Origin of the sequence: Maribacter confluentis (genome assembly GCF_030505015.1) — a bacterium.
GTDB lineage: Bacteria > Bacteroidota > Bacteroidia > Flavobacteriales > Flavobacteriaceae > Maribacter > Maribacter sedimenticola.
Genome location: NZ_JAUKUC010000001.1, coordinates 3,007,590 through 3,029,768, shown reverse-complemented (window position 1 = coordinate 3,029,768; position 22,179 = coordinate 3,007,590). Strand labels below are relative to the sequence as shown.

The following is a 22,179-nucleotide window of genomic DNA, read 5'->3' as shown; positions in this document are numbered from 1 at the left end:
AAACAAGATATATCATGAAAAAAATAATTAAATACATATTGGTGGTATTTATATCAGGTAGTTTTCTAAACTCCTGTGATACCACTGAATTGAATCTTACAGAAAACCCTAATATTCTTACACAGGGAGATCCTAATCTATTACTTAACACCATACAGTTAGGTTATAGAAACAACGTTAGTACATTTAACGCTATTGGCGGTGCATTAACCAGAATCCAATTCATGGGAGGTAGAGATTATTTCAATAACTATCAAGGTGCAACCATGAATGGCATTTGGTCTACAACCTACAGCAACATTTTTGCGAATCTTCAAGAAATTGAAAGAATAAATGCAGATTCGGATATCAATTATGATTTTCACGTTGCACTAGGAAAAATAGCACAAGCACATAGTTTGGTCATATTAGTTGATATGATTGGTAATGCAGCTTATACAGAAGCTTTGAATCCTGTTGAGTTTCCTGCTCCAAAATTAGATGATGGAGAAACAATTTATGCCGTAGCGCTAAGTTTGTTAGATGAAGCACAGGCATTATTGAACACAAATCCTGCTACACAAGGTGCTACGGATTTTTACTATGATGGGGATTCTTCTCAATGGATTAAAGTAATTAATACCATAAAACTAAAAGCTTACAAAACCACTGGTAATGTATCTGCTTTTAATAGTATTATAGCTGGAAACAATTATATCAGCAGTAATGAAGACGACTTGCAGTTTACCTATGGCACCAATCAGTTACAGCCAGACACACGTCATCCTGACTATGCCAATGATTATACTCCAAGTGGTGCAAATTTATATCGTTCAAATTGGACAATGGAAACCATGTTGTTGAAAGATGATCCAAGGATTCGCTACTATTTTTACAGACAAGTTGACGGAACACCAGGTGCACTTGATATAAATGGTGATCCAGTTGATCCAAATGAAGAAACATTGGCTTGTTCATTAGTGGTTCCTCCACAGCATTATATAGATGGTGGATATACGTACTGTAGTGTTGACAATGGATATTGGGGACGATCTCATGGTAATGATGAAGGTACTCCTCCAGATGGATTTACAAGAACTGCTTCTGGTGTATATCCAGCAGGAGGTCGTTTTGACGACAATAGCTTTGGTGAAGTTGGTTTAGGAGTTGGTGGCGGTGGTGCCGGTATAGAACCAATGCTATTAGCTTCATGGGTTGATTTTTGGAGAGCCGAGATGGCTGCTACAGATGCCGAAAGAGGAACATTTATGGAAGCTGGTATGACTAAATCCATTGCTAAAGTTCAAACATTCGGAGCATTGGACGGAACAGCTGACAAATCTTTTGAGCCTACAGCAGATGAAGTTTCTGATTATATTGAAGGGATTGTAGCTGAATACAACGCAGCTACAGGTGACGACAAAGAAAATGTTTTTGCTGAGCAATACTGGATTGCTTTATATGGCGGAGGCGGAGAATCTTGGAACTACTATAGAAAGACAGGATTCCCAACTACTGTTCTTCCTAACTGGGAGCCAGATCCGGGAGCATTCCCAAGAACATTATTACTTCCACAAAACGAGGTAGTTACCAATCCAAATTTAACACAAAGAACGTCGCTAACTACTCAGGTATTCTGGGATACAAATCCAGCTAGCCCTGCATTTCCACCAGCGAATTAATTAATTAAAAAACTTAAAATGATGAAAATAAATTATAAAGTTTTTGCAGCATGTATGCTCACTTCGCTGATGTTCACATCTTGCGATGAAGGAGATGCTGTAGTAGATGATGTTGTAGCCAACACTACGAGAGGAGCAATTTTGAGAACTATAGAGGTTAAATCTGACGAATTACCTATTGGTGTTGATACTGGTGAATTTTCTGTTGATTTAGAAATTCAAAGCGAGGCAGACGGTACGTTGGTTGATGCTTTAGAAGTATATGTAAGCTTTTTGGACGCCGATCCAAGCAATGGTCCTGGCGATGTAGCAGAATCCTTGTTAACAACTATTCCTTCTTCTGAATTTGGAGTTGGCGATAGAGGATTACCTACATATAGTTTTTCCGCTACATTAGGAGAACTTCTTGGAGTAACCGGTATTACTGCAAGTGATATAGATGGAAGTGACCAATTTAGAATTAGGTTTGCTTTAATATTAAATGATGGAAGATCCTTTTCATTCGCACAGAATTCCGGTACGTTGACAGGATCGTATTTTTCCTCTCCATTTTTATATTCTGCTACAGTTGTTTGTCCTCCAAAAGCACCAACACCTGGTGTATGGACCATTAACATGACAGATTCTTATGGTGACGGTTGGCAAACATCCACAGGTTTAGGTGGTGATGGTATTACCGTAACCCTAGACGACGGAACAGTATTAGAGGTAGGACTTTGTTCTCCATATGCAGGAGCGGCCGGAACGTTCCTTGGAGGAACTGATTGTGTTCCAAACGATGGATCAGCAGGTGTAGGAACAATTACAATACCTGAAGGTACTTTAACCGCAGATTGGTATTTCCCTGGAGATGAATATGGCGAAATAGGATTTGAAATCGTTACACCTAACGGAAACATTGTTGGTGGCTATCAAAGTGCTGATGCAGGTCCTATTACAATAGATTTTTGTAAGGATTAATATTGGTAAATTAATATTACCGTTATGATAAAAAGCCACCTCTATATTGGGGTGGCTTTATTTTTAAAATTTATTTTCAAAATAACTTTTCAATTAAAATAGATTGTTACCCACCTTAAAATTTACAACCAATTTGAAGTAATGAGTATACAAGAGCTTTAAATTATTTAAGTAGGAATATCCTATGTACAATTAATAAATCTTACCTTAAGTACTAAAATTCTTGATTTTGAGAAAAAAACAAATAAACTATTGTCTCCTAATTTGCTTAAGCTTAATATATGGAGTGTACTCCTGCACTAACGCAGATGAAATAGCTTTTGACATAAACAACCCTACATTACCAGAAGTTGAGGAGGATTTAAACATAGATGAAGATTTCATACCAATCGGAACTGTTGAAATTTTTAATGAAACTAAAATTGACTCTAACTACATATTAGTAAATGATGCAAGTGCCAACCGGGTTTATATCATGAATAAGAAAGCTAAACTTCTCCATGAATGGAATCTGACAAATAATATTGGAAATGATGTTTTTTTAATGACCAATGGAAAATTGCTGGCTTCACTTGAATCAGACGAACCAAAAATACCATTAGGAGGTAAAGGAGGTAAAATTCAAATCATTGAACCAGATAACACTCCATCTTGGGAATATATCTATTCAACAGAAAATGGCGAAACACATCATGATGTAGAAATGCTGCCCAATGGCAATATCATAGCCATGGTTTGGTCAATTATGGATTCGTTACAGGCAAAAGAAGAGGGCTTTATGCTTTCAGAAAATATATATCCAGAATCAATTATAGAAATTAACCCTACCTCTAGCTCTATTGTTTGGGAGTGGCATTCAATGGATCACCTAGTACAAGAATTTGATGATTCAAAGAATAATTACGGTATTATAAATCAAAATCCTCATTTAATAGATATTAATTATAGCACACAAGAATCATTATTGCCAGAAGTTAAAGGAGATATAATGCACGCTAATGCCATAGCATATGACGAAAATAAAGATGTTATTTATTTAAGTGTAAATTCATTTTCAGAAGTGTGGGTAATAGATCATAGCACTTCTACTGATGAAGCTTCCGGTCATAAAGGTGGAAATTACAATAAAGGTGGAGATTTAATTTATCGTTTTGGTAATCCAGAAGCATACGGTAATACGGAAGGCACTAGGCTTTTTCAAAATAATCATTTTCCTAACTTGCTCAAAGGTGAACACTTGGGTAAACTTTTGATATTTTCTAATGGTAATGATATCAAACAATCAACAGTTTACGAACTACAATTACCGGAAAATTTCAATTTAGAAGCTAATACTGACAATGAACCAACCATTACTTGGAGTTTTACAGACCCGAATTTATATTCAGGGAAAGTATCGGGTGCCGTATTACTTGAAAATGGCAATATTCTAATTACCGAAGGTGATTTTGGTTTTTGGGAAGTAACCAGGGAGCAAGAGGTTGTCTGGAAATATAGCGCACCAGGTTTTTATTGGAGAGGCTACCCCTACTTACAGCAAGCCCCCGAGATAAAACTATTAGGTTTATAGAACCCATAATTAATAGCACAAAATTACAGTTTACAATTATACGTAATATCTAATATTACCCATCAACGATAATTCATGAAAAAAATAATATACATATTCTTTATCTTAATTATCTCTTGTAATTCAGAAAAAGAATCTACCCCATCCACAAAAAACGTGGACAAAAAAACTATTAAACAAGAAAAATCACCAATTTTTGAAAAAATCCCGAGCAGCCAAAGTAAATTAAACTTCTCCAATAACATCACCGAAAACCTAGAAACACTAGAAAATCTTTTTAGTTTCGATTACTTTTATAACGGTGCCGGTGTAGGTGTAGAAGATTTAAACAATGATGGATTGCTTGATGTCTTTTTCTGCGGTAACCAAGTCCCCAACAAACTTTTTTTGAACAAAGGCAATCTTGAATTCAAGGATATTTCCGCTTCTTCCGGAATCAATGACACAAAACACTGGAGCAATGGTATCACATTCGTAGACATTAATAATGATGGCTATAAAGATATTTATATATCACAGGGAGGTCCAAATGAACGAGTAAACAGGAAAAATGTTTTACTCATCAACAATAAAGACTTGACATTTACAGATAAAGCAGAAGATTATGGTTTAGCTGATATGGGCATATCCACACAAACAGCATTTTTTGATTTTGACCAAGATGGTGATTTGGATTGTATTGTCATGAACGAAAATGAAATTTATGGTGTTGATCCCGTAAATTTTTATAAGCTCATAAATAAGAACGATGAAATAAAATATTTTAATAGTTCTCATTTATATGAAAATGACAACGGAAAATTTGTTGACATAACCCAAAGCGCAGGAATAGAAAATCCCATATTTGGATTAGGACTTTGCATAAGTGATATAAACAAAGACGGTTGGCTAGATATGTATTTGACTAGTGATTACTATATACCGGATGCCTTGTACATAAACCAACATGATGGTACTTTTAAAGAATCCATAAAAGAATATACTCAGCATATATCCTATTATGGTATGGGCATAGATATTGCAGATATCAACGCTGATTCCAAACAAGATATTTTTACATTGGATATGTCATCCAGCGATCACATAAGGTCAAAAACGTTAATGGCCTCCATGAATCCACAAAGGTTCAATTATCTGGTGAATACAGCTGGTTTTCATTACCAATATATGTTTAATTCATTACAGCTAAACTTAGGCAATAATAAGTATAATAATATAGCACAATTGACAGAGACTGCCAATACAGATTGGAGCTGGTCCGTATTAATGTCAGATTTTGACAATGATCAGGATAATGATATCTATATAAGTAACGGATATAGAAAATATGCACTGGATAATGATTTGCAAAACAAGGTATACGCTGCTAAAAGAAAATATGGCGGAAACGTACCATATGAAATAAAGGAGCAACTTTATGCCTCTATGCCTTCCGAAAAACTCTCCAATATTCTTTATACAAATGAAGGCAATCTATCCTTTACAGAAGAGGCGGATCAATGGGGCCTAAATGACTATTCTTTCAGTAATGGAGTTGCTCAAGCCGATTTGGATAATGATGGTGATTTAGATTTGATTGTCAATAATATGGATGAAGAGGCATTTCTTTACAAAAACACAACTATAGAAAAGGGTAAAGGAAATTATTTAAAAATAATCCCCATAGGTGATACTTCGGAGCCTTTTTGTAAGGTAGAGATCAGATATAATGGCAAGGCACAGTTTGCAGAATTAAAAAGGGTTAGAGGATACATGTCTTCACAGGAAAATGGCATACATTTTGGACTTGGAGACAATACTCAAATAGACACCTTATCTATCACTTGGTTGAATGGAAAAAGGGAAACACTTTATAATATTGATGCAAATAGTACAGTACAATTGGATATTAACAATGCAACAGAGAAATCCGTTAATGAATTAAGTACTCCTCCCATTTTTAATGAGTTAAAATCAAAAACTTTAGGTCTTGATTACACCCACATTGAAAATGAATATGATGATTTTGCATCAGAAATATTACTTCCCTATAAACAATCCACTTTTGGACCATTCGTATCTCTAGGAGATTTAAATGCGGATGGTTTAACCGATATATTTATTGGCGGTTCATCCAATCAACCGGCTTGCATTTACTATCAGACAAATAGAGGGTATAGAAAGAGTGTTCCTTTAATATTTCAGAAAGATAAATCATTTGAAGATATGGAGTCCATAATCTTTGACATGGATAATGATAATGATCTTGATATTTATGTAGTAAGTGGTGGTAATGAGTTCCAAGAAAATTCATCTTTATATCAAGATAGAATTTACTTGAACAATGGCAAAGGTGAGTTTACAAAATCTAAAGACCCTGCATTGGTAGCCTTTGCTAAAAACGGTAAGAGCGTAGAGATTATTGATTATGATAAAGATGGGGATATGGATATATTGGTTGGCAACAGGTCTATACCCAAAAAATACCCACAGCATTCCTCTTCCACATTATATGAAAACATAGATGGGGTACTAAAAGATGTCACCAAGGATATTGCTCCCCAGCTAGAGGATTTTGGAATTATAAACAGTATAATCAGTACCGACTATAACAATGATGGTTGGCAAGACTTTATAGCAGTTGGGGAATGGACGGGTATTGGTTTTTTTAGAAACGAAAACGGAACTTTTACTTTAGATAAAATAAGCCCGTTATTAGAACAAGGTTGGTGGTTTTCCATTCAAGAAACTGATATTAATAACGATGGCTTAAAAGATTATGTTGTAGGCAATGTTGGACTTAACTTAAAATTTAAGGCAAATACTAAAAAACCATTTAAAATATACTCCAACGATTTTGATAATAATGGCACCAATGATGTTGTTTTGAGCAAAGAATATAAAGGTAAATATGTCCCCGTGCGTGGTAGGGAATGTTCTTCTCAACAAATGCCATTTATCAAAAATAAATTTAAAAGCTATTCTTCTTTCGCGAATGCATCATTAGAGGATATTTATGGAGAAAACCTAGAAAATTCCTATTCAAAAGAAGTTACAAATTTTCAATCACTATTACTTATTAACCAAGGAGAAGGAAAATTCCAAACAACCGCATTACCAATTGAAGCACAACAATTTCCCATACTCAGCAGCGTATTCATAGATTTGAACAATGATGGCTTTGAAGATTGTATCGTAGCTGGTAATATTTTTGAAACCGAAGTAGAAACCCCTAGACTAGATGCTATATCCGGACTGGTGCTCATATCCAATCAAAAAGATGGGTATGACCCAATGCCCTATGAAGAGGCAGGCCTGTATTTTACTGACAATTTAAAGGATATGATTATTACTGAATATGAAAATAAACCACTTATAATTTGCACAAATAATAATAATGAGATGTATACATACAATTTCACACCAAATTAACTTTTAAAACCCTGTCTATTAACATAATTTTATTATGTTTAGGCTAAAGATATTATTATGAGAAAATTATTTTGCCTGTTCTTATTCGTTGGAACGTTAACTTCAGGATTTGGTCAATATGCTGGTCAAGCTTCTACAAATATGTCCGCTGGTGGTGGCGAAGGTGCATCAGGAGCCATATATGATTTAATGGGGCCTATTAGCGAACGGAATAAAAAGAATGAAAATATGTATTCTGATTATCAGGGTTCGCCGTATATCACCGATACTTTTTTGCCAACCACAATGTATTATGGTGATGAAAATATGGGCAATATTTTTTATAGATATAATGCCTTGAATGAAGAAATTGAAATTAAGAAAGCTAATATTGAGGAAGCAACCATTCAAAGTCTTGCCAGGGATAAGAAAATTAGTATTATCACCGGTGGTAAAAAAATGAGCTTCAAAACCTTTACTACATCTAAGAAAAAAACCTTAAACGGTTACCTTACCACGATTATAGATGGTAAAACTTATGATTTGTACAAAAGAAATTACGTAAAATTCACAGAAGGGAAACCTGCTCCTAATTCTTTTGTGAAGGCGGTACCAAGTAGATTTACACAATTTACAGAGTATTATTTTCAAAAAGAGGGTGTAAACCGAATGGATGAAATCAAATTAAAAAACAGCCATTTAATAAAACTTATGGACGGCAATGAAAAGTCTGAATTGAAACAATACTTAAAAGAAAATGAATTGAATATTAAAAATGAAGCGGATTTGATCAAGGTTTTTGATTACTTGAACAGTTAAGCATATTTAATAGTAAGATTTACGACCGCCCAACAATAGTTGGGCGGTTTTTTATTTACTTTTGCCCCATGGTAAAGACTACGCAAATTTATGGCTTAAGAGCCATTATAGAGGCCGTTAATTCAAACGAGGAGATAGACAAGGTATTTCTCCAAAAAGGCTTAAAGGGTGAGCTTATGAAGGAATTGGAAAGCCTTTTGCGAAGAAATGAAATCAATATGGTCTACGTGCCGGTAGAAAAATTAAACCGGTTGACCAAAAATAACCATCAAGGTGCAGTGGCCAACATCTCCCCTATTTCGTTCTTTACTTTAGAGGAATTAGTGGAAAAGGCCGATCAAAAGGATGGTCCGTCCCTATTTTTATTATTGGACCAACTTTCTGATGTACGTAATTTTGGCGCTATAATACGAACTGCGGAATGTACAGGTGTAGACGGTATTATCGTACAGAAAAAAGGAGCTGCACCAGTAACGGCAGATACTATAAAAACATCTGCAGGCGCAGCGTATAAAGTACCTATTGCAAAAGTTGACCATTTAAAGGATGCTGTTTTCTATTTGCAGGCTTGTGGAATTAAAATTGTCTCCGCAACGGAAAAGACCAAGGAATCCGTCTACGACATTTCCTTTAAGGAGTCCATTGCCATTGTAATGGGTGCAGAAGACCGTGGTATTTCCCCCTCTATATTGAAAGCGTCAGATTATTGTGCAAAATTACCTTTACTTGGAGAAATTGAATCCTTAAACGTTTCGGTGGCCTGTGCAGTATTTCTATATGAAGCAGTACGGCAAAGGCTCTAACGACCCACCTAACTTATTGGTATCATTCGTCTTTTTTAGAAGGATTAAAATGATATTGAACAATTGTATCATCGCCTAAGGATTCCTCTTTTTCCATATACTCAATGAAATTGCCGTTCTCATCAAAATGTTTTAAAAAATTATCGTCATCTTCATTATAATCTTCACTTTCCCAATCATACTTATGTTGTACGGGAATTTTCACTTTAAAGATAACGGCCAATAACAGACCTGTTATGAATCCCGCTAAATGGCCTTCCCAAGAAATACCTTCTTTGACCGGAAAAATATACCATAACAAACTTCCATATATGAAAACAACGATTAAGGAAAGGGCTATTAATCTAAAATAAGCGCTAAAAACCCCTTTAAAAAAAATAAAACTGGCCAAAACATAAATAAGTCCGCTTGCGCCGATATGATAGGAGGTCCTACCGATACACCAAGTCAAAAAACCAGATAACAAAACTCCATAAAGTAGCATTCGCCAAGCTAAATCCCTATAGAAATAGAATAAGGCCATCAACAATATTCCCAATGGAATGGTATTGTTATATAAATGTTCTAATGAACCATGAATAATAGGGCTGAACAATACCCCTTTAAGTCCTGATAACGTTCTTGGCATTATTCCGTATTCATTTAGATTAATGCCCATTTGAAGTTCTACCCAATACACAAGCCAAATCAAAATCATACCCATTAAGGGTACGATTACATTGGTCTTAGAGAATTTAAAATGTCCTGAATCTGACATAGTCCTGAATTTTCTTGAAAAACGCAATTATGTATCCAATTTAAACAAACTGGTCAAATTGTCATTATTTTTTAAAATCAAGGATTGGTACATTAGAATTATCCAATCTTTTAAGTTTATCATACTTTTGTATTATGAACGAACCTTTAGCTGAACGCGTACGTCCAAAAACATTGGACGAATATATTAGCCAACATCATTTGGTAGGTGAACAAGGCTCGCTTACCCATCAAATAAAAAAAGGAATTATTCCTTCACTTATTTTATGGGGGCCACCAGGAACGGGCAAAACAACGCTCGCCAACATCATTGCACAAGAAAGCCAAAGACCATTTTATATCCTAAGTGCTATTAATAGTGGCGTAAAGGACATTAGGGAAGTTATTGAAAAAGCAAAACAGGCGGGTGGCCTATTTACCGCTAAAAATCCCATTTTATTTATAGATGAGATACATAGGTTCAGCAAATCACAACAAGATTCTTTATTGGGTGCCGTTGAGAAAGGTTGGGTCACCTTAATTGGAGCAACTACCGAAAATCCTAGTTTTGAGGTAATTCCTGCGCTATTGTCCCGTTGTCAAGTCTATATTTTAAATGCCTTTGGTAAGGATGATTTAGAAAACCTGATCAGAAGGGCCATGGACAAGGATAGTTTCTTAAAGTCTAAGCAAATAGAACTAAAGGAAACGGAGGCGTTACTAAGACTATCCGGAGGTGATGGCAGAAAATTACTTAATATTTTTGAACTTGTCGTAAATTCGGAAGATAGCGATGCCATTGTCATTACGGATGAACTAGTACTTTCAAAAGTCCAAAAAAATACTGTGCTCTATGACAAAACAGGAGAACAACATTATGACATAATCTCGGCATTTATAAAATCTATACGCGGTAGTGATCCAAATGGTGCCGTATATTGGTTGGCCAGAATGATAGAAGGCGGTGAGGACGTTAAGTTTATAGCCCGTAGAATGCTTATTTCCGCTTCTGAAGATATTGGGTTGGCAAATCCTACAGCATTGGTAATAGCCAATACCACATTCCAGGCCGTTTCTGCCATTGGGTATCCGGAAGCACGAATTGTATTGAGCCAATGCGCAATCTATTTAGCCACCTCAGCGAAAAGCAACGCCAGTTATATGGCCATTGGCAAAGCACAACAAACGGTAAAGCAAACCGGTAATTTATCAGTACCGTTACCATTGCGCAATGCCCCTACTAAACTAATGAAAGATTTAGGTTACGGGCAGGAATACAAGTATGCCCATGACTATCAAAATAATTTTGTAGAATCGGAGTTTTTACCTGATGAGCTAATGGGTACTACGTTTTACAAGCCAGGAAATAACCAAAGGGAAAAAGCTTTGAGTGATTTCCTAAAGAATAGATGGACGGATAAATATGAGTTTTAAAACTTGATTTCCAGTTCTTCTTGAATTAAAGTATTGTTATCATAATACTCAAAAATCCATTTGCCGTCTTTTTGGTATACCATTCCGTTTTTATCATCGGTTTTGGCCATAAACACATTATCGGCAGAACTTTTTAACAATTGCATTCTAATCTTTGGTGTACTATCTACCAACTGATATCCATTCTCAGTAGTTTGGGCGTATAATATATCCTTAATTTTAGATAGGTTAGGCTGTAATTTTTTAAATGCCGGCTTTTCTTTTTCTACCTTGGTAATGGTAGAGGTCACCGGTTCATTGTTCTTATAAAGTTGGGTATCTTCCGTAGCCTCTTCCTTGACCGTTACGGATTTTACAGGTTCTTTAGCTTTAACAATCTCCTGCGTTTTTTTGGCTACCTCAACATCTTTGGTATTAGGTTCCTGAACTGTTTTAACATCGTTCTTAAAACTTACTGTTATACTTTCATTATTTACATCCTCACCGGTATAAGTATAGTCCACACCATTGAAAGAACGCATAGCTTCCCGTATTGCTTCAAAGTAAGATGTTTTATATTCCTTTTCCTTACTCATGCCCTGCATTGTTTTATAGACTTCTACCCCATTACAATCTGTTAGTGATACCATTACTTTGGTGGTAAACATAGAACTATCGTCAAGCAAATCTGCCATCAGTCCTAAACATCTATTCGCTCTTAAATCCAAAGGCAAAGCATCATCATAAACGACATTAAATCCTTTTCCGTTAAATAGATATTTAACCAATGTACTTGTTTGGTATTCGTTTACCTTCTTAAAAGCTTCAAATTTTTTGGGTACAACGACATATTTATAGTCGTTCAAGCTAGTTTGAGCGTAAGCAGATAAACCTAGACATGTAAATAGTAGCGCAAAAATTGTTTTCAAAATGTATTGGATTTTTAATTCATGGTAAGATATGAAAAAAGCGTGCCAAAAAAATAATTTAAAGAAAGAAGACCTCTTACTTTTTAGCTCCCCATGATATAATATTCATACCAAATTGAAATGAGGCATAATGGCTTGCAGCTAAATTCCGATAGGAAAGTAAATTATCTGCCATAGCATATAAATTAACGGGGCCTGCCTGAATGTTCAACCCCAAACCAACATTGGTATAGGTGAATTTATCTGCTGTATAAGTTGCCTTTAAAGCTATACTATTACCAATTCTACGCGTATAGAACCCGGTTAATGCAACTTGTGGGCCTCGTGGTCTATTGATCATATAAATTTGCGCCCCTATAGAATTTCGGTATGCCATACGCAACTCACCTCCACCTGAGGAGCCTACGGTACAATTACAATCTAACCGCCCACCGGTACTACCAACTGGTTCACCGAAATCATTACGTATTGATCCGTACAATTTTGTGGGCCTAAAACTAATGTAACTTTTGGTATCTGTATTAAAAGGTATTGCAGCTTCTATCTCATCTACCAAATTCTGCCAGAAATCCGTATTCAGGTTGGCAAAATCTTCCAGAATATCTATCTGTATACCTTCTACGGTGGCCCTACCTTCCAAACTGTACGTTTTAGCGCTGTTGGAATGGTGCATAAAACCTAAATCCAAAATACTACCTGTTAGTGTGGTCCTTTCGGATAGGTGATAGGTAAACCCTACATCCAGTCCAAGACCTAAATCACCTCCTAGAAATGCCCTTTTAATAAACTCACTACTTACGGCATCATCATCGGCAGCTTGATCAAAAGCTTCTATTCCAGATGTGCGCAACATTAAATCCGCACTTAACGTTGTTGCAATTCTATTATTCTGTCCAATGGTGTTCCTAAAATATCCTTTGTTTGTAGAAGTTCTATAATCTACAATACCAGAATATAACTTTGCCCTGACCCCTAAAGTCAAATTCCTGTCCATTCGTTTATTGATGCCAAAATGCATGACATTGACCATTGATCCTCTAGATTTTAAATCGCTTAAATCATATTCTCTATCCAATTGGTCCGCATTACCGTCAAAAAGCAAGCTGGCATAATCCTGTGGCCAATATGTAATATTGTCAAGCTCCAAGTAGCCCCCAAAAGAATAAAAGATTGTAGGGTCAGCAGATTTAAATCCGCCATTAATATATTCCAGTTGAATCGTTGAACTAAATTCATCTTTAGGAGTCAGCACATTTAAGGCCCTTTCCCTTATTTTTAAATTGATATCCAAACCATCATCGGCAAAAATATCGTTTACCGAGATATTGTTGGAGCCTGCATATCCTGATATACCAGACAAAAATGGAATTCCTGCAAACCATTTAAAATCAGTTTCCATACCCGGGTTCAGATTCAACGACTGCGGTATTTCATTGAAATCATAAAGAATCTGTTTGTTCTGGGCACGTGCTCCCAAGGTAAACATGATGAAGATTATGGACAATAAACGGGATAAACTCATCTTACCTCTAACGTAAATTTTGCGCTGGAACGTAGAATAATTGCCGGATCCGGCAAGCTTGATGCACTAGTGTTGTCGCCAAGATTAGTAGCGTTCAATCTTATTTTTGAAGTATTTCTTATAATTTCAAGGTTTTTACCCGTTGGTCCATAGGCTACATCCCTAATTAAGGTGGATGTAGGTGCTGCATCGGTTCTGAAAATTTCGGTATCAAGTATATTTTCGTTCTCGTCCAAAAACTCAAGAATAATTTCAATAGGTTTACTAGTAGTATTTTCAAGCTCATAGGTCAAAACCCCAGATAGCACCCTGTTTGCAAAAAATGGTTCTGCAAAGGCATCAAAATTAAAATCCTGTGAAAAAAAACTAACTCCTTTAATACGGTTAATGATACTCTCTTGGGCCTTTACATAAAAAACACTGGTCTCATAAGTTGGCGTAATCTCCAGATCGTCTATTTGGTTAAAATCCTGCTTGTCCGTACATGAGAACATCAATGCAAGAGCAAAGAATACCATTATTAAGTTACAAACCCCTTTCATTATCTTTAGAATTATTGGCAAAGAGGCTGACACCTCTTATATTAGTAACTCTATAAAATGGATTTTATTTCTTGTAGATTGTAAATTATAGGAGCTTCATCATGTCTATCTTCGCGGTGCGCATTAAAATGCACCGCATGTAGTCCAACCGCTTTTGCCCCTAGGATATCCGCTTCTAGATTATCGCCTATCATTAAGGATTTATCCGGTGCTACCCCTGCCCTATGCAAGGCCAGGTTAAAAATTATTGGATTAGGTTTTTTTACCCCTGCCATTTCTGAATCTATAATGTGCTCAAAATAACCATGAATACCGGCGCCCATTAATTTTTTTTCCTGTATTTCCTGAAAACCATTGGTAATGATATGCAACCTATATTTAGGTTTTAGGTAATCCAAAATTTCTATAGTATTAGGGAACAGATGGTTAAAAGATGATAAATGGGCAATATATTCTTGGGACAATACATGTATGACCTCATCAGATATGCTATAGGAAAGGGTATCAAAAACCGTTTTTAGCCGTTGATATCGCAATTCTGATTTGGTAATCCTTTCTTCCCTGTACATTTTCCAAAACCTTAAATTGGAAGGCACATAAACTTCCAAAAATTGGGACAGATCAACATTAATGTGTTGTTCAATAAAAATTTTTTGAAATGTATAGGCGGAATTCCTATCAAAATCCCAAAGGGTATGATCCAGGTCAAAAAAAATATCGGTCACCTTATTCTTGAACATATTGTTCTTTTATGATTTCTTCGTAGAGCCTCAACCAGTTTCTTTCATCCTTGTTACCCAATAATTCATTGGTAAACATGGCGATTAACGTACCTTGTACATCCTTTACATCTTTCTGTATTCTTTGAATTTGCTGTAGTACTCCATTGTCTTTTTTTATTTTTGACAAGGCATAATCATGAATAGCAAAGGGGTGCACTTTTATAGGTTGTTTTACCTCTAAAGGAATATCATAAAATTGAAAGGGTGAACATGTACCTGCACGGAAACCCAGCTCAAAAGTATAGCCCATGGTATAGTCATCCGTAAATTCTGCCGCGATCAAGTTTCTATAGGTTTCGGGTACATCTACCCTATTATAGCGCATTTTAGAATTATTGACCGGCCTATTGATGACCTCCTCTAAATTAGATTTTTCCTTTTTCAATAGTTCTAGGTTAGAAAAAGAACTATAGGAGGCAGCCAGGGAGACAGGAACATAATCTGCAACATATTTAATGAGCGATTTGAATTTTATGCTATTGGTTGATACATTCTTGTCATATTTGGAATAATCCGCGAACTGAAAAAAGAAATTACATTTTACACCGTATTTTTTATGCATGGCGATCAAAGCCGCAAAATTATCATAGGGGTCCTTTAGTCTATTGAAACGAACGGCCACACGTTCATAGACCCGCTTGAATTTTAAGGTTCCCAAATCCATGATCAAGCCAGCCAAACCACGGGCAATTCCCCTATTGGCGTAGCAATGTGATGTGGCTACATCTATAACGGATATATAATCATAAGACCTGTTCCTATATTCAAGGTCATCAAAACGTTCCTTAAGAGCATCCAATAGTTTATAGGCCCATAAATCTACTACAGGTTTTTGCAAAAAGTCATTTTGGTAAGCAATACTATCCTTTGGTGAAAATCTACCATGAATATCCTTAACGTGGGGCAGATATTCCTCATATCTGGCCAGTAGAAAAAAGCTTGCCGCAAAAATATCAAAAGGAATGTTACTACGCTCCCCATTGGAAAAGAAGCACGGTATACCTTCCCAATCCCCCACACTTATCTGCACATCATTTATGCCCTGTTCAAATAACAATTCATTACTACGAATAAAAAACTCATTTTGCAGAGGTTGTTTGGTATATGTAATCTTTGGGCCCGTATGCTTTATAAATTCTTCTACTTTGGTGGTAAATTCAAGTTCTATACCCAACATATTCACAAAGATATGCCTCATGATATAGGTAAGTCGGGGTGTTATCTTATGGGTATAGATCAATAACATTTAAAGCAATTTTTCATCTGCAAAGCTAAAATAACTTTTCTGGGTAATGATCAAATGATCCAAGACCTTTACATCCAAAGTTTCACTTGCCAATTTTATTTTTTGGGTAATTTGCTTATCTGCCCCACTGGGCCGCAATGTACCTGATGGATGGTTATGGGCCAAAATAATTGCAACGGCACCCAGTTCCAAAGCTTGTTTCATTACTAGGCGTACATCTACCAAGGTCCCGGTTATACCACCTTTGCTCATTTGGGCCTTGTGTAAAACTTTATTGCTGTTATTTAGGAACAGAATCCAGAATTCCTCATGCTCCAACTCTCCCATTATGGGCTGTAACAAATGATATACGTCTTGGCTGCTTCCTATTTTATCGACTTTCAAAGAATCTTCTCCCCTGCGCCTTCTTCCCATTTCCAATGCGGCAGCAATGGTTACGGCCTTTGCTTCTCCAATACCTTTGAATTCCATTAACTGCTTTATGGTGAGCCTACCGAGTTCATTGAGATTATTGCCTACCGATGCCAAGATACGTTTAGAAAGTTCAACAGCACTTTCTGACCTACTGCCAGAACCTATTAAAATAGCGATCAACTCTGCATCGGACAATACGGAACGCCCCTTCTGCACCAGTTTTTCACGTGGTTTATCATCATCGGACCAATTTTTAATGGAAAAGGAAGTAGATTTATCCGGCATAGGCTAAAGATACAGAACTAATTATTTTATCCTAAATTTAAACATCAATTAAAGAAGCAACCATGAAATCACTTTTAAGCGAAGATGGCTACAAAGACATTAAGTCCCGATTGAACAACCTAAAGGAGGATACTGATCGGCAATGGGGTAAAATGTCCGTTGCACAAATGTGCTGGCATTGTCAATATCCGTTAAAACTGGCCGTAGAAAACCGTCCCAACACCTCTAAAGGTAATTGGTTCGTAAAAACCTTTTTTAAAAAATCATTGTACAATGACAAACCTTGGCGAAAAGGTCTGCCTACCGCACCACAGTTAAAAGCCAAAGAGGAGAAAAATTTTGATGAAGAATATAGAATACTACATCAATTAATAGATGATTTTCACGCAACCAAAAGTCGAGATAGATGGTATCCACATCCTGCATTCGGAGAATTTACAAAGGAACAATGGGGACAGTTGGAGTATAAGCACCTAGACCACCATTTAAAACAATTTGGTTTATAGTAATAGTTCGTTGGGTCGTGATTGCTGAAAAACTAAAATAAGTTATCGGCAAGCTTAATAATTCCCGATTTTCATTAGTACTGAATTTAATATTTCAAACAAGTTCAGTCTTATGCTTTAAAATATTCAGCACACCCTAAACCATTAAATCCTGTAATCTTTCTAAATCAAAACCACCATAATTGCCGGAGCTCATTAACAGTAAGGTTGTATTTTTATACGAACCGGTCTCCAAAAACTTATGGAATGATTTGGCATCGGTAAATATTCTTAAATCATTACGTTGAAAGGCTTCCATTATTTGTTCCGGGGTAACCGCTTTTAATTTTTTAATGGCCACGGATTCCGGTAAAAAGAAAATTACGGCTTCATCTGCGTAATCTAGGGCACCTTTGTATTCCTTTAAAAATTCCGGATTAAAGCTGCTATAAGTATGTAGTTCCAAGCATGCAATCAATTTTCTATCAGGATATTGTTCTTTGACCGCTTTAGTGGTAGCCGCTACCTTACTGGGTGAATGTGCAAAATCCTTGTATGCAATACTGGACGAGCCTTCCGCTATTTTTTCCAAACGTTTGGACGCTCCTTTAAATGTTGCAATGGCTTCATAGAAATCATCCTCGTCCACACCCATGTTTTGGCATATCCATTTGGCACCTGCCAAATTGCTTAGATTATGTCTGCCAAATACTTCTATGGGCATAGGGCCTTCAGAAGTTTCCAACAAGGTTTCTCCATGTTCTACAGAATAATCTGGCGTGCTATAGGGCAATTTACGAATTGCATTTTCAGAAGCCTCTACTACTGCTTTTACGTTAACATCCTCTTCATTGTAGGTTATTGAGCCTCCTTTAACGATACTGTCCACAAATATCCTGAACTGCTCCACATAATTTTCAAATGTGGGGAAGACATTGATATGGTCCCAAGCTATACCGCTTAAAAGCGCAATATTAGGTTGGTATAAATGAAACTTGGGCCTTCTGTCTATTGGCGAAGATAAATATTCATCCCCTTCCAAAATTATAAAATCATTATGCTCCGTTAAATGCACCATTCTTTCAAATCCGTCCAACTGTGCCCCAACCATATAATCCACTTCTATATCATGAAAATTAAGCACGTGCAATATCATGGAAGTAATAGTGGTCTTGCCATGGCTACCACCTATAACTACGCGCGTTTTATTTTTGGACTGTTCATATAAAAATTCCGGATAGGAGTAGATGGTAAGACCTAACTGCTGTGCCTTTAACAATTCTGGATTATCTTCCTTGGAATGCATACCCAATACAATAGCATCCAGGCCGGCATCTATCTTATTTGGAAACCAACCAAATTCCAATGGCAACAAACCCTTTGCCTGCAATCTGGACCTTGATGGTTCAAATATAACGTCATCACTACCTGTTACCTGGTATCCCTTATGAGACAAGGCAAGTGCTAAATTGTGCATTGCACTCCCCCCTATAGCTATAAAATGTATGCGCATTATTTAATTTTAGTTGTCAAAGATAGCCAATGTACCCAAAAACCGCATTGTTGGCAATACCTACATTTTCTCTATATCTATATAAAAGTCAATAATTGATCGACCAAATACATGTACCAAACAGATTTAACAATCAAGTTTAGTAGTATTCACCCTACAAATTTGATAACTGACAACATATTTTTTATCACCCTGTCTTTCCGAAATACCTTTAAATCCGGACAATTACATCCAACCAACCAATTCCCCTTAAATGAATATTTTAAAATTAAGGTTTTTAATTATACTGCTATTAGTCCTTAGCTCCTACAATTTTGTTTATGGACAATGCGCCGGCACAAGTACAACTATTGATGTGTGTACCAAAGATGCCGATGTAGGCAATAGAAACTTTGACCTTTTTGCCCAATTGGGCGGAACCCCAACAACTGGTGGTACTTGGTCTACTACCAACCCCGCAAATTTTGTAGCACTAAACCAGGCTACTGGCATTGTAGATTTATGGCGTATCAATAATTATGGTATTCATAGGTTTACTTATACCAATACCGCATGTAATCAATCTGCCGTGGTGACCATTAATCTTGGAGGCTATCCAGGGGAGGATAATATAGATGGCAGTGCCAATGCCTGTAGTGATGACTCCAACGTTAACCTGCATGGATTCTTGGGCAGTAATATTGATGGTAAAGTACAAGATTTTAATGGCCTTTGGGCGGAAGACCCCAGTACAGCAACCAATCAATTGGAGAACAATATTTTCAATGCGCAGGCCGCTGGTCCGGGTATTTATATATTTACTTATACGGTACCCGAGGTAAGTAGTTGTGCCAGTCGTACATCTACCGTTATTTTGGAAGTTCATCCAGCCGCCAACTCAGGATTACCCAATAGCCTTACCTTTTGTACCAATGAAGATCTGTCTGGCTATACCAATCTTGATTTGAACAGTAGATTAGTTGGTGAAGACCCCAACGGTACATGGTCGGAAAATGGCACGAACCAACTCAGTGATTTAAATGATTCTGTTATAAATGTTCAGGAACTGAACGATAATTTTGGATATGGCACCTATTCATTTACATATACTGTTTTCCCCAGTCACCCGGTTTGTGAAGAACAGTCTTCTGTAGTCAACATTAATATATTACCTGTTTTGGACGGAGAGATTACTACAGAAAGTGTATGTTTTGGTTCGGACTATATTGTTGAATTAACCTATGACGACACAATCTTTCATAATGGTTCGTTTATATTAACGTATTCCGTAGATGGTAGGCTAGAAGAAGCCCCTACGACATTGACCAACGGTAGCGGTAGTTTTATGGTAGATCCGGATTTGGTACCTGTAAATAGAATTTTAACGCTTAGCGTTCTAGGAATTGAGAGCGTTTCGCCTTTGCGGGACATATGCCCTACTATTTTAGTGCCGCCCACCACGTTTTTGGCTGCGGATTCAAGTGTTTCCGTACAAGATATTTGTGTGAATAACGATGCAACGGTAACCTTTACCAATATTTTGGACGAGGATGGCAATTTTGCCAACGGTGCGTATAGTACGGATTACACCTTAAATTTACCTACGGGCGACCCTATAGTGATATCCAATGCGCCTTTAACGTTTACCAATGGTTCTGCATCTTTAACAATTCCGAATACAAATTTTGCTGCCGAGGGCGATTATGATATAGACTTAACAATAACGGATAGTTATTCTACCAACTGTCCGCTAACTGCTAATTTTACTGTAATTCCCGTTCCTAGCCCTATACAATTGGACTTACAAATAGATAATAATTGTGACGCAACACAAATAGATGTCATTATAGATGCACCTGTTTTAAGTGATGGTTCCTATACCATAACTTATGAGGTTATGGAAATGGATTCCAATACCATATTGACGACCAATACCATTAATTTTACGGGCGGTACGGCAGACTATCAAATAGATGTGGATGCATTGCCCATAGGAAATTATACGGCAAGTGTTCGAAGTACCCAAAATGATACGACCCCATGCCGTCTAGTGTATGATTTTGAAGAACAGGAAAACTTCTCAAGAGGCGGTATACCAGAAGCTCCTCTAGCAGCCGAAGAACAGATATTCTGTACGGTTGACTACCCCGATGGACCTACCTTAATGGATATAGAGGTCACTTCCAATGGAGCACTTTTATTTTATGCCACCGCAACGGATACCGATATACTTCCTATAACGACCTTACTGGAAAACGGGGAAGATTATTATATATCCAACACCGATCCCGCAAATAATTGCGAAGGTTCTGACCGTATACATGTATTGACAATTTTAAGCGATCCTTCAGGACCAACTACGAACAATTCCGCCCCCATCTTTTGTGCAGAGGATAACCCTACATTATCCTTGATTGCCATAGATAGGCCAGCAGGTAGTTCCATTATATGGTTCAATGCGGATATAAGCGGCACTTTATTGGATTCAACCACAACCTTGGTAGATGGACAAACCTATTATGCCGCAATCCTAAATGAACAAAACTGTACCAGCAGCCAACGATTGGCAATAACGCCAACAATCATAACCGTGGCGCCATCCAATTTATCTGACACCGAGCTAACGGCATGTGGATTGGACAATCCTACGGTGCAAGATCTTAGCGCCCTGGAAAATGAAATGGAAAATGACGTTTTTTGGTTTCTTACGGAAACAGGTGGTACTGCACTAGACAATGACACCCCATTACAAACGGACACTGTCTATTATGCCGAAAATAGGGACCCAGTAACTGGTTGTTCTTCTGAATCCCGTGTTCCGGTAAATGTAGATTTAAGCGCATGTGATCCGGAAGATTATGATTTTTTCATTCCGGACGGGTTTTCTCCCAATGCGGATAATCGAAACGATACCTTTTTTGTTCCCAACATTGAAACCATTTTTCCCGACTATACCATTGAAATCCTTAACCGATATGGTACAACATTATTTAAGGGCGATAAAAACAATCCCGCATGGGATGGTAGTAATGGTTCTTCCATTGCACCAAATGGTATTTATTTCTATATCATCAATTACAACAAGGATAACTTTGAACCCGTCCAAGGAAGATTATATTTAAACAGATAAG

Annotated in this window: 17 protein-coding genes; 9 read left to right on the top strand and 8 right to left on the bottom strand. The window is 36.8% G+C overall.

Annotation, left to right across the window (positions count from 1 at the left end; all coding sequences use genetic code 11):
- The first annotated feature begins 14 nt into the window (after positions 1-14).
- The 6 genes from Q2T41_RS13080 (at position 15) to rlmB (ending at position 9,203) form a co-directional block, all read left to right on the top strand.
- Positions 15-1,661 (top strand): SusD/RagB family nutrient-binding outer membrane lipoprotein, encoded by a 1,647-nt coding sequence (locus Q2T41_RS13080; RefSeq protein ID WP_304436446.1) that lies wholly within the window; start codon positions 15-17, stop codon positions 1,659-1,661.
- 18 nt (positions 1,662-1,679) lie between these two features.
- Positions 1,680-2,621 carry a hypothetical protein gene (locus Q2T41_RS13075; protein ID WP_304436445.1) on the top strand — a complete coding sequence of 314 codons (942 nt, stop codon included), beginning with the start codon at positions 1,680-1,682 and terminating at the stop codon, positions 2,619-2,621.
- A 286-nt stretch (positions 2,622-2,907) separates the two neighbouring features.
- On the top strand, positions 2,908-4,191 hold the full coding sequence (locus Q2T41_RS13070) for an aryl-sulfate sulfotransferase (RefSeq protein WP_304436444.1): 1,284 nt from the start codon (positions 2,908-2,910) through the stop codon (positions 4,189-4,191).
- A gap of 75 nt (positions 4,192-4,266) precedes the next feature.
- Positions 4,267-7,602: a VCBS repeat-containing protein gene (locus Q2T41_RS13065; RefSeq protein ID WP_304436443.1), complete on the top strand. Its 3,336-nt coding sequence runs from the start codon at positions 4,267-4,269 to the stop codon at positions 7,600-7,602.
- Positions 7,603-7,659: 57 nt separating this feature from the next.
- Positions 7,660-8,400 (top strand): hypothetical protein, encoded by a 741-nt coding sequence (locus Q2T41_RS13060; RefSeq protein WP_304436442.1) that lies wholly within the window; start codon positions 7,660-7,662, stop codon positions 8,398-8,400.
- A gap of 68 nt (positions 8,401-8,468) precedes the next feature.
- Entirely contained in the window at positions 8,469-9,203 is a 735-nt protein-coding gene (rlmB, locus tag Q2T41_RS13055; RefSeq protein WP_089259436.1) for a 23S rRNA (guanosine(2251)-2'-O)-methyltransferase RlmB, read from the top strand.
- Between the two features lie 22 nt (positions 9,204-9,225).
- Here the strand turns inward: rlmB and Q2T41_RS13050 are convergent, their stop codons facing one another.
- Positions 9,226-9,960, bottom strand: a complete 735-nt coding sequence (locus Q2T41_RS13050) for a rhomboid family intramembrane serine protease (RefSeq protein WP_304436441.1) — start codon at positions 9,958-9,960, stop codon at positions 9,226-9,228.
- 134 nt (positions 9,961-10,094) lie between these two features.
- Here Q2T41_RS13050 and Q2T41_RS13045 point away from each other — a divergent pair, with 134 nt between their 5' ends.
- Positions 10,095-11,372 (top strand): replication-associated recombination protein A, encoded by a 1,278-nt coding sequence (locus Q2T41_RS13045; RefSeq protein ID WP_304436440.1) that lies wholly within the window; start codon positions 10,095-10,097, stop codon positions 11,370-11,372.
- On the opposite strand, the gene Q2T41_RS13040 is transcribed toward Q2T41_RS13045, so the two are convergent.
- From Q2T41_RS13040 to radC, 6 genes are all read right to left on the bottom strand, one after another.
- A complete protein-coding gene (locus Q2T41_RS13040) occupies positions 11,369-12,280 on the bottom strand; it encodes a hypothetical protein (RefSeq protein ID WP_304436439.1) in 912 nt (303 codons plus the stop codon). The genes Q2T41_RS13045 and Q2T41_RS13040 overlap by 4 nt on opposite strands.
- Before the next feature lie 76 nt (positions 12,281-12,356).
- Positions 12,357-13,802 carry a DUF5723 family protein gene (locus Q2T41_RS13035; protein ID WP_304436438.1) on the bottom strand — a complete coding sequence of 482 codons (1,446 nt, stop codon included), beginning with the start codon at positions 13,800-13,802 and terminating at the stop codon, positions 12,357-12,359.
- Positions 13,799-14,344 carry a hypothetical protein gene (locus Q2T41_RS13030; protein ID WP_304436437.1) on the bottom strand — a complete coding sequence of 182 codons (546 nt, stop codon included), beginning with the start codon at positions 14,342-14,344 and terminating at the stop codon, positions 13,799-13,801. Before Q2T41_RS13030 ends, Q2T41_RS13035 begins: the two co-directional genes overlap by 4 nt.
- Before the next feature lie 50 nt (positions 14,345-14,394).
- Positions 14,395-15,084: a YjjG family noncanonical pyrimidine nucleotidase gene (locus Q2T41_RS13025; RefSeq protein ID WP_304436436.1), complete on the bottom strand. Its 690-nt coding sequence runs from the start codon at positions 15,082-15,084 to the stop codon at positions 14,395-14,397.
- Positions 15,071-16,372, bottom strand: coding sequence for a polysaccharide deacetylase family protein (locus tag Q2T41_RS13020; RefSeq protein WP_304436435.1), 1,302 nt, complete (start codon positions 16,370-16,372; stop codon positions 15,071-15,073). The genes Q2T41_RS13025 and Q2T41_RS13020 overlap by 14 nt, the downstream gene beginning before the upstream one ends.
- Positions 16,373-17,071, bottom strand: coding sequence for a RadC family protein (radC, locus tag Q2T41_RS13015; RefSeq protein ID WP_144804669.1), 699 nt, complete (start codon positions 17,069-17,071; stop codon positions 16,373-16,375).
- Positions 17,072-17,133: 62 nt separating this feature from the next.
- Here radC and Q2T41_RS13010 point away from each other — a divergent pair, with 62 nt between their 5' ends.
- Positions 17,134-17,577, top strand: a complete 444-nt coding sequence (locus tag Q2T41_RS13010) for a DUF1569 domain-containing protein (RefSeq protein ID WP_304436434.1) — start codon at positions 17,134-17,136, stop codon at positions 17,575-17,577.
- Between the two features lie 136 nt (positions 17,578-17,713).
- Here the strand turns inward: Q2T41_RS13010 and Q2T41_RS13005 are convergent, their stop codons facing one another.
- Complete coding sequence (locus Q2T41_RS13005) at positions 17,714-19,069, bottom strand: UDP-N-acetylmuramate--L-alanine ligase (protein WP_304436433.1); 1,356 nt, start codon at positions 19,067-19,069, stop codon at positions 17,714-17,716.
- Between the two features lie 253 nt (positions 19,070-19,322).
- Between Q2T41_RS13005 and Q2T41_RS13000 the strand changes: the two genes are divergently transcribed.
- Positions 19,323-22,178 (top strand): gliding motility-associated C-terminal domain-containing protein, encoded by a 2,856-nt coding sequence (locus tag Q2T41_RS13000; RefSeq protein ID WP_304436432.1) that lies wholly within the window; start codon positions 19,323-19,325, stop codon positions 22,176-22,178.
- Position 22,179 lies beyond the last annotated feature (1 nt).

Bases quoted from the DNA above. Each gene is read 5' to 3' on its own strand.
- Q2T41_RS13025 (WP_304436436.1), bottom strand. From the start codon at position 15,084: ATGTTCAAGAATAAGGTGACCGATATTTTTTTTGACCTGGATCATACC.
- Q2T41_RS13010 (WP_304436434.1), top strand. From the start codon at position 17,134: ATGAAATCACTTTTAAGCGAAGATGGCTACAAAGACATTAAGTCCCGA.
- Q2T41_RS13075 (WP_304436445.1), top strand. From the start codon at position 1,680: ATGATGAAAATAAATTATAAAGTTTTTGCAGCATGTATGCTCACTTCG.
- Q2T41_RS13035 (WP_304436438.1), bottom strand. From the start codon at position 13,802: ATGAGTTTATCCCGTTTATTGTCCATAATCTTCATCATGTTTACCTTG.
- Q2T41_RS13065 (WP_304436443.1), top strand. From the start codon at position 4,267: ATGAAAAAAATAATATACATATTCTTTATCTTAATTATCTCTTGTAAT.
- Q2T41_RS13000 (WP_304436432.1), top strand. From the start codon at position 19,323: ATGAATATTTTAAAATTAAGGTTTTTAATTATACTGCTATTAGTCCTT.
- radC (WP_144804669.1), bottom strand. From the start codon at position 17,071: ATGCCGGATAAATCTACTTCCTTTTCCATTAAAAATTGGTCCGATGAT.
- Q2T41_RS13030 (WP_304436437.1), bottom strand. From the start codon at position 14,344: ATGAAAGGGGTTTGTAACTTAATAATGGTATTCTTTGCTCTTGCATTG.
- Q2T41_RS13050 (WP_304436441.1), bottom strand. From the start codon at position 9,960: ATGTCAGATTCAGGACATTTTAAATTCTCTAAGACCAATGTAATCGTA.
- Q2T41_RS13045 (WP_304436440.1), top strand. From the start codon at position 10,095: ATGAACGAACCTTTAGCTGAACGCGTACGTCCAAAAACATTGGACGAA.
- Q2T41_RS13060 (WP_304436442.1), top strand. From the start codon at position 7,660: ATGAGAAAATTATTTTGCCTGTTCTTATTCGTTGGAACGTTAACTTCA.
- Q2T41_RS13020 (WP_304436435.1), bottom strand. From the start codon at position 16,372: ATGTTATTGATCTATACCCATAAGATAACACCCCGACTTACCTATATC.
- Q2T41_RS13080 (WP_304436446.1), top strand. From the start codon at position 15: ATGAAAAAAATAATTAAATACATATTGGTGGTATTTATATCAGGTAGT.
- rlmB (WP_089259436.1), top strand. From the start codon at position 8,469: ATGGTAAAGACTACGCAAATTTATGGCTTAAGAGCCATTATAGAGGCC.
- Q2T41_RS13005 (WP_304436433.1), bottom strand. From the start codon at position 19,069: ATGCGCATACATTTTATAGCTATAGGGGGGAGTGCAATGCACAATTTA.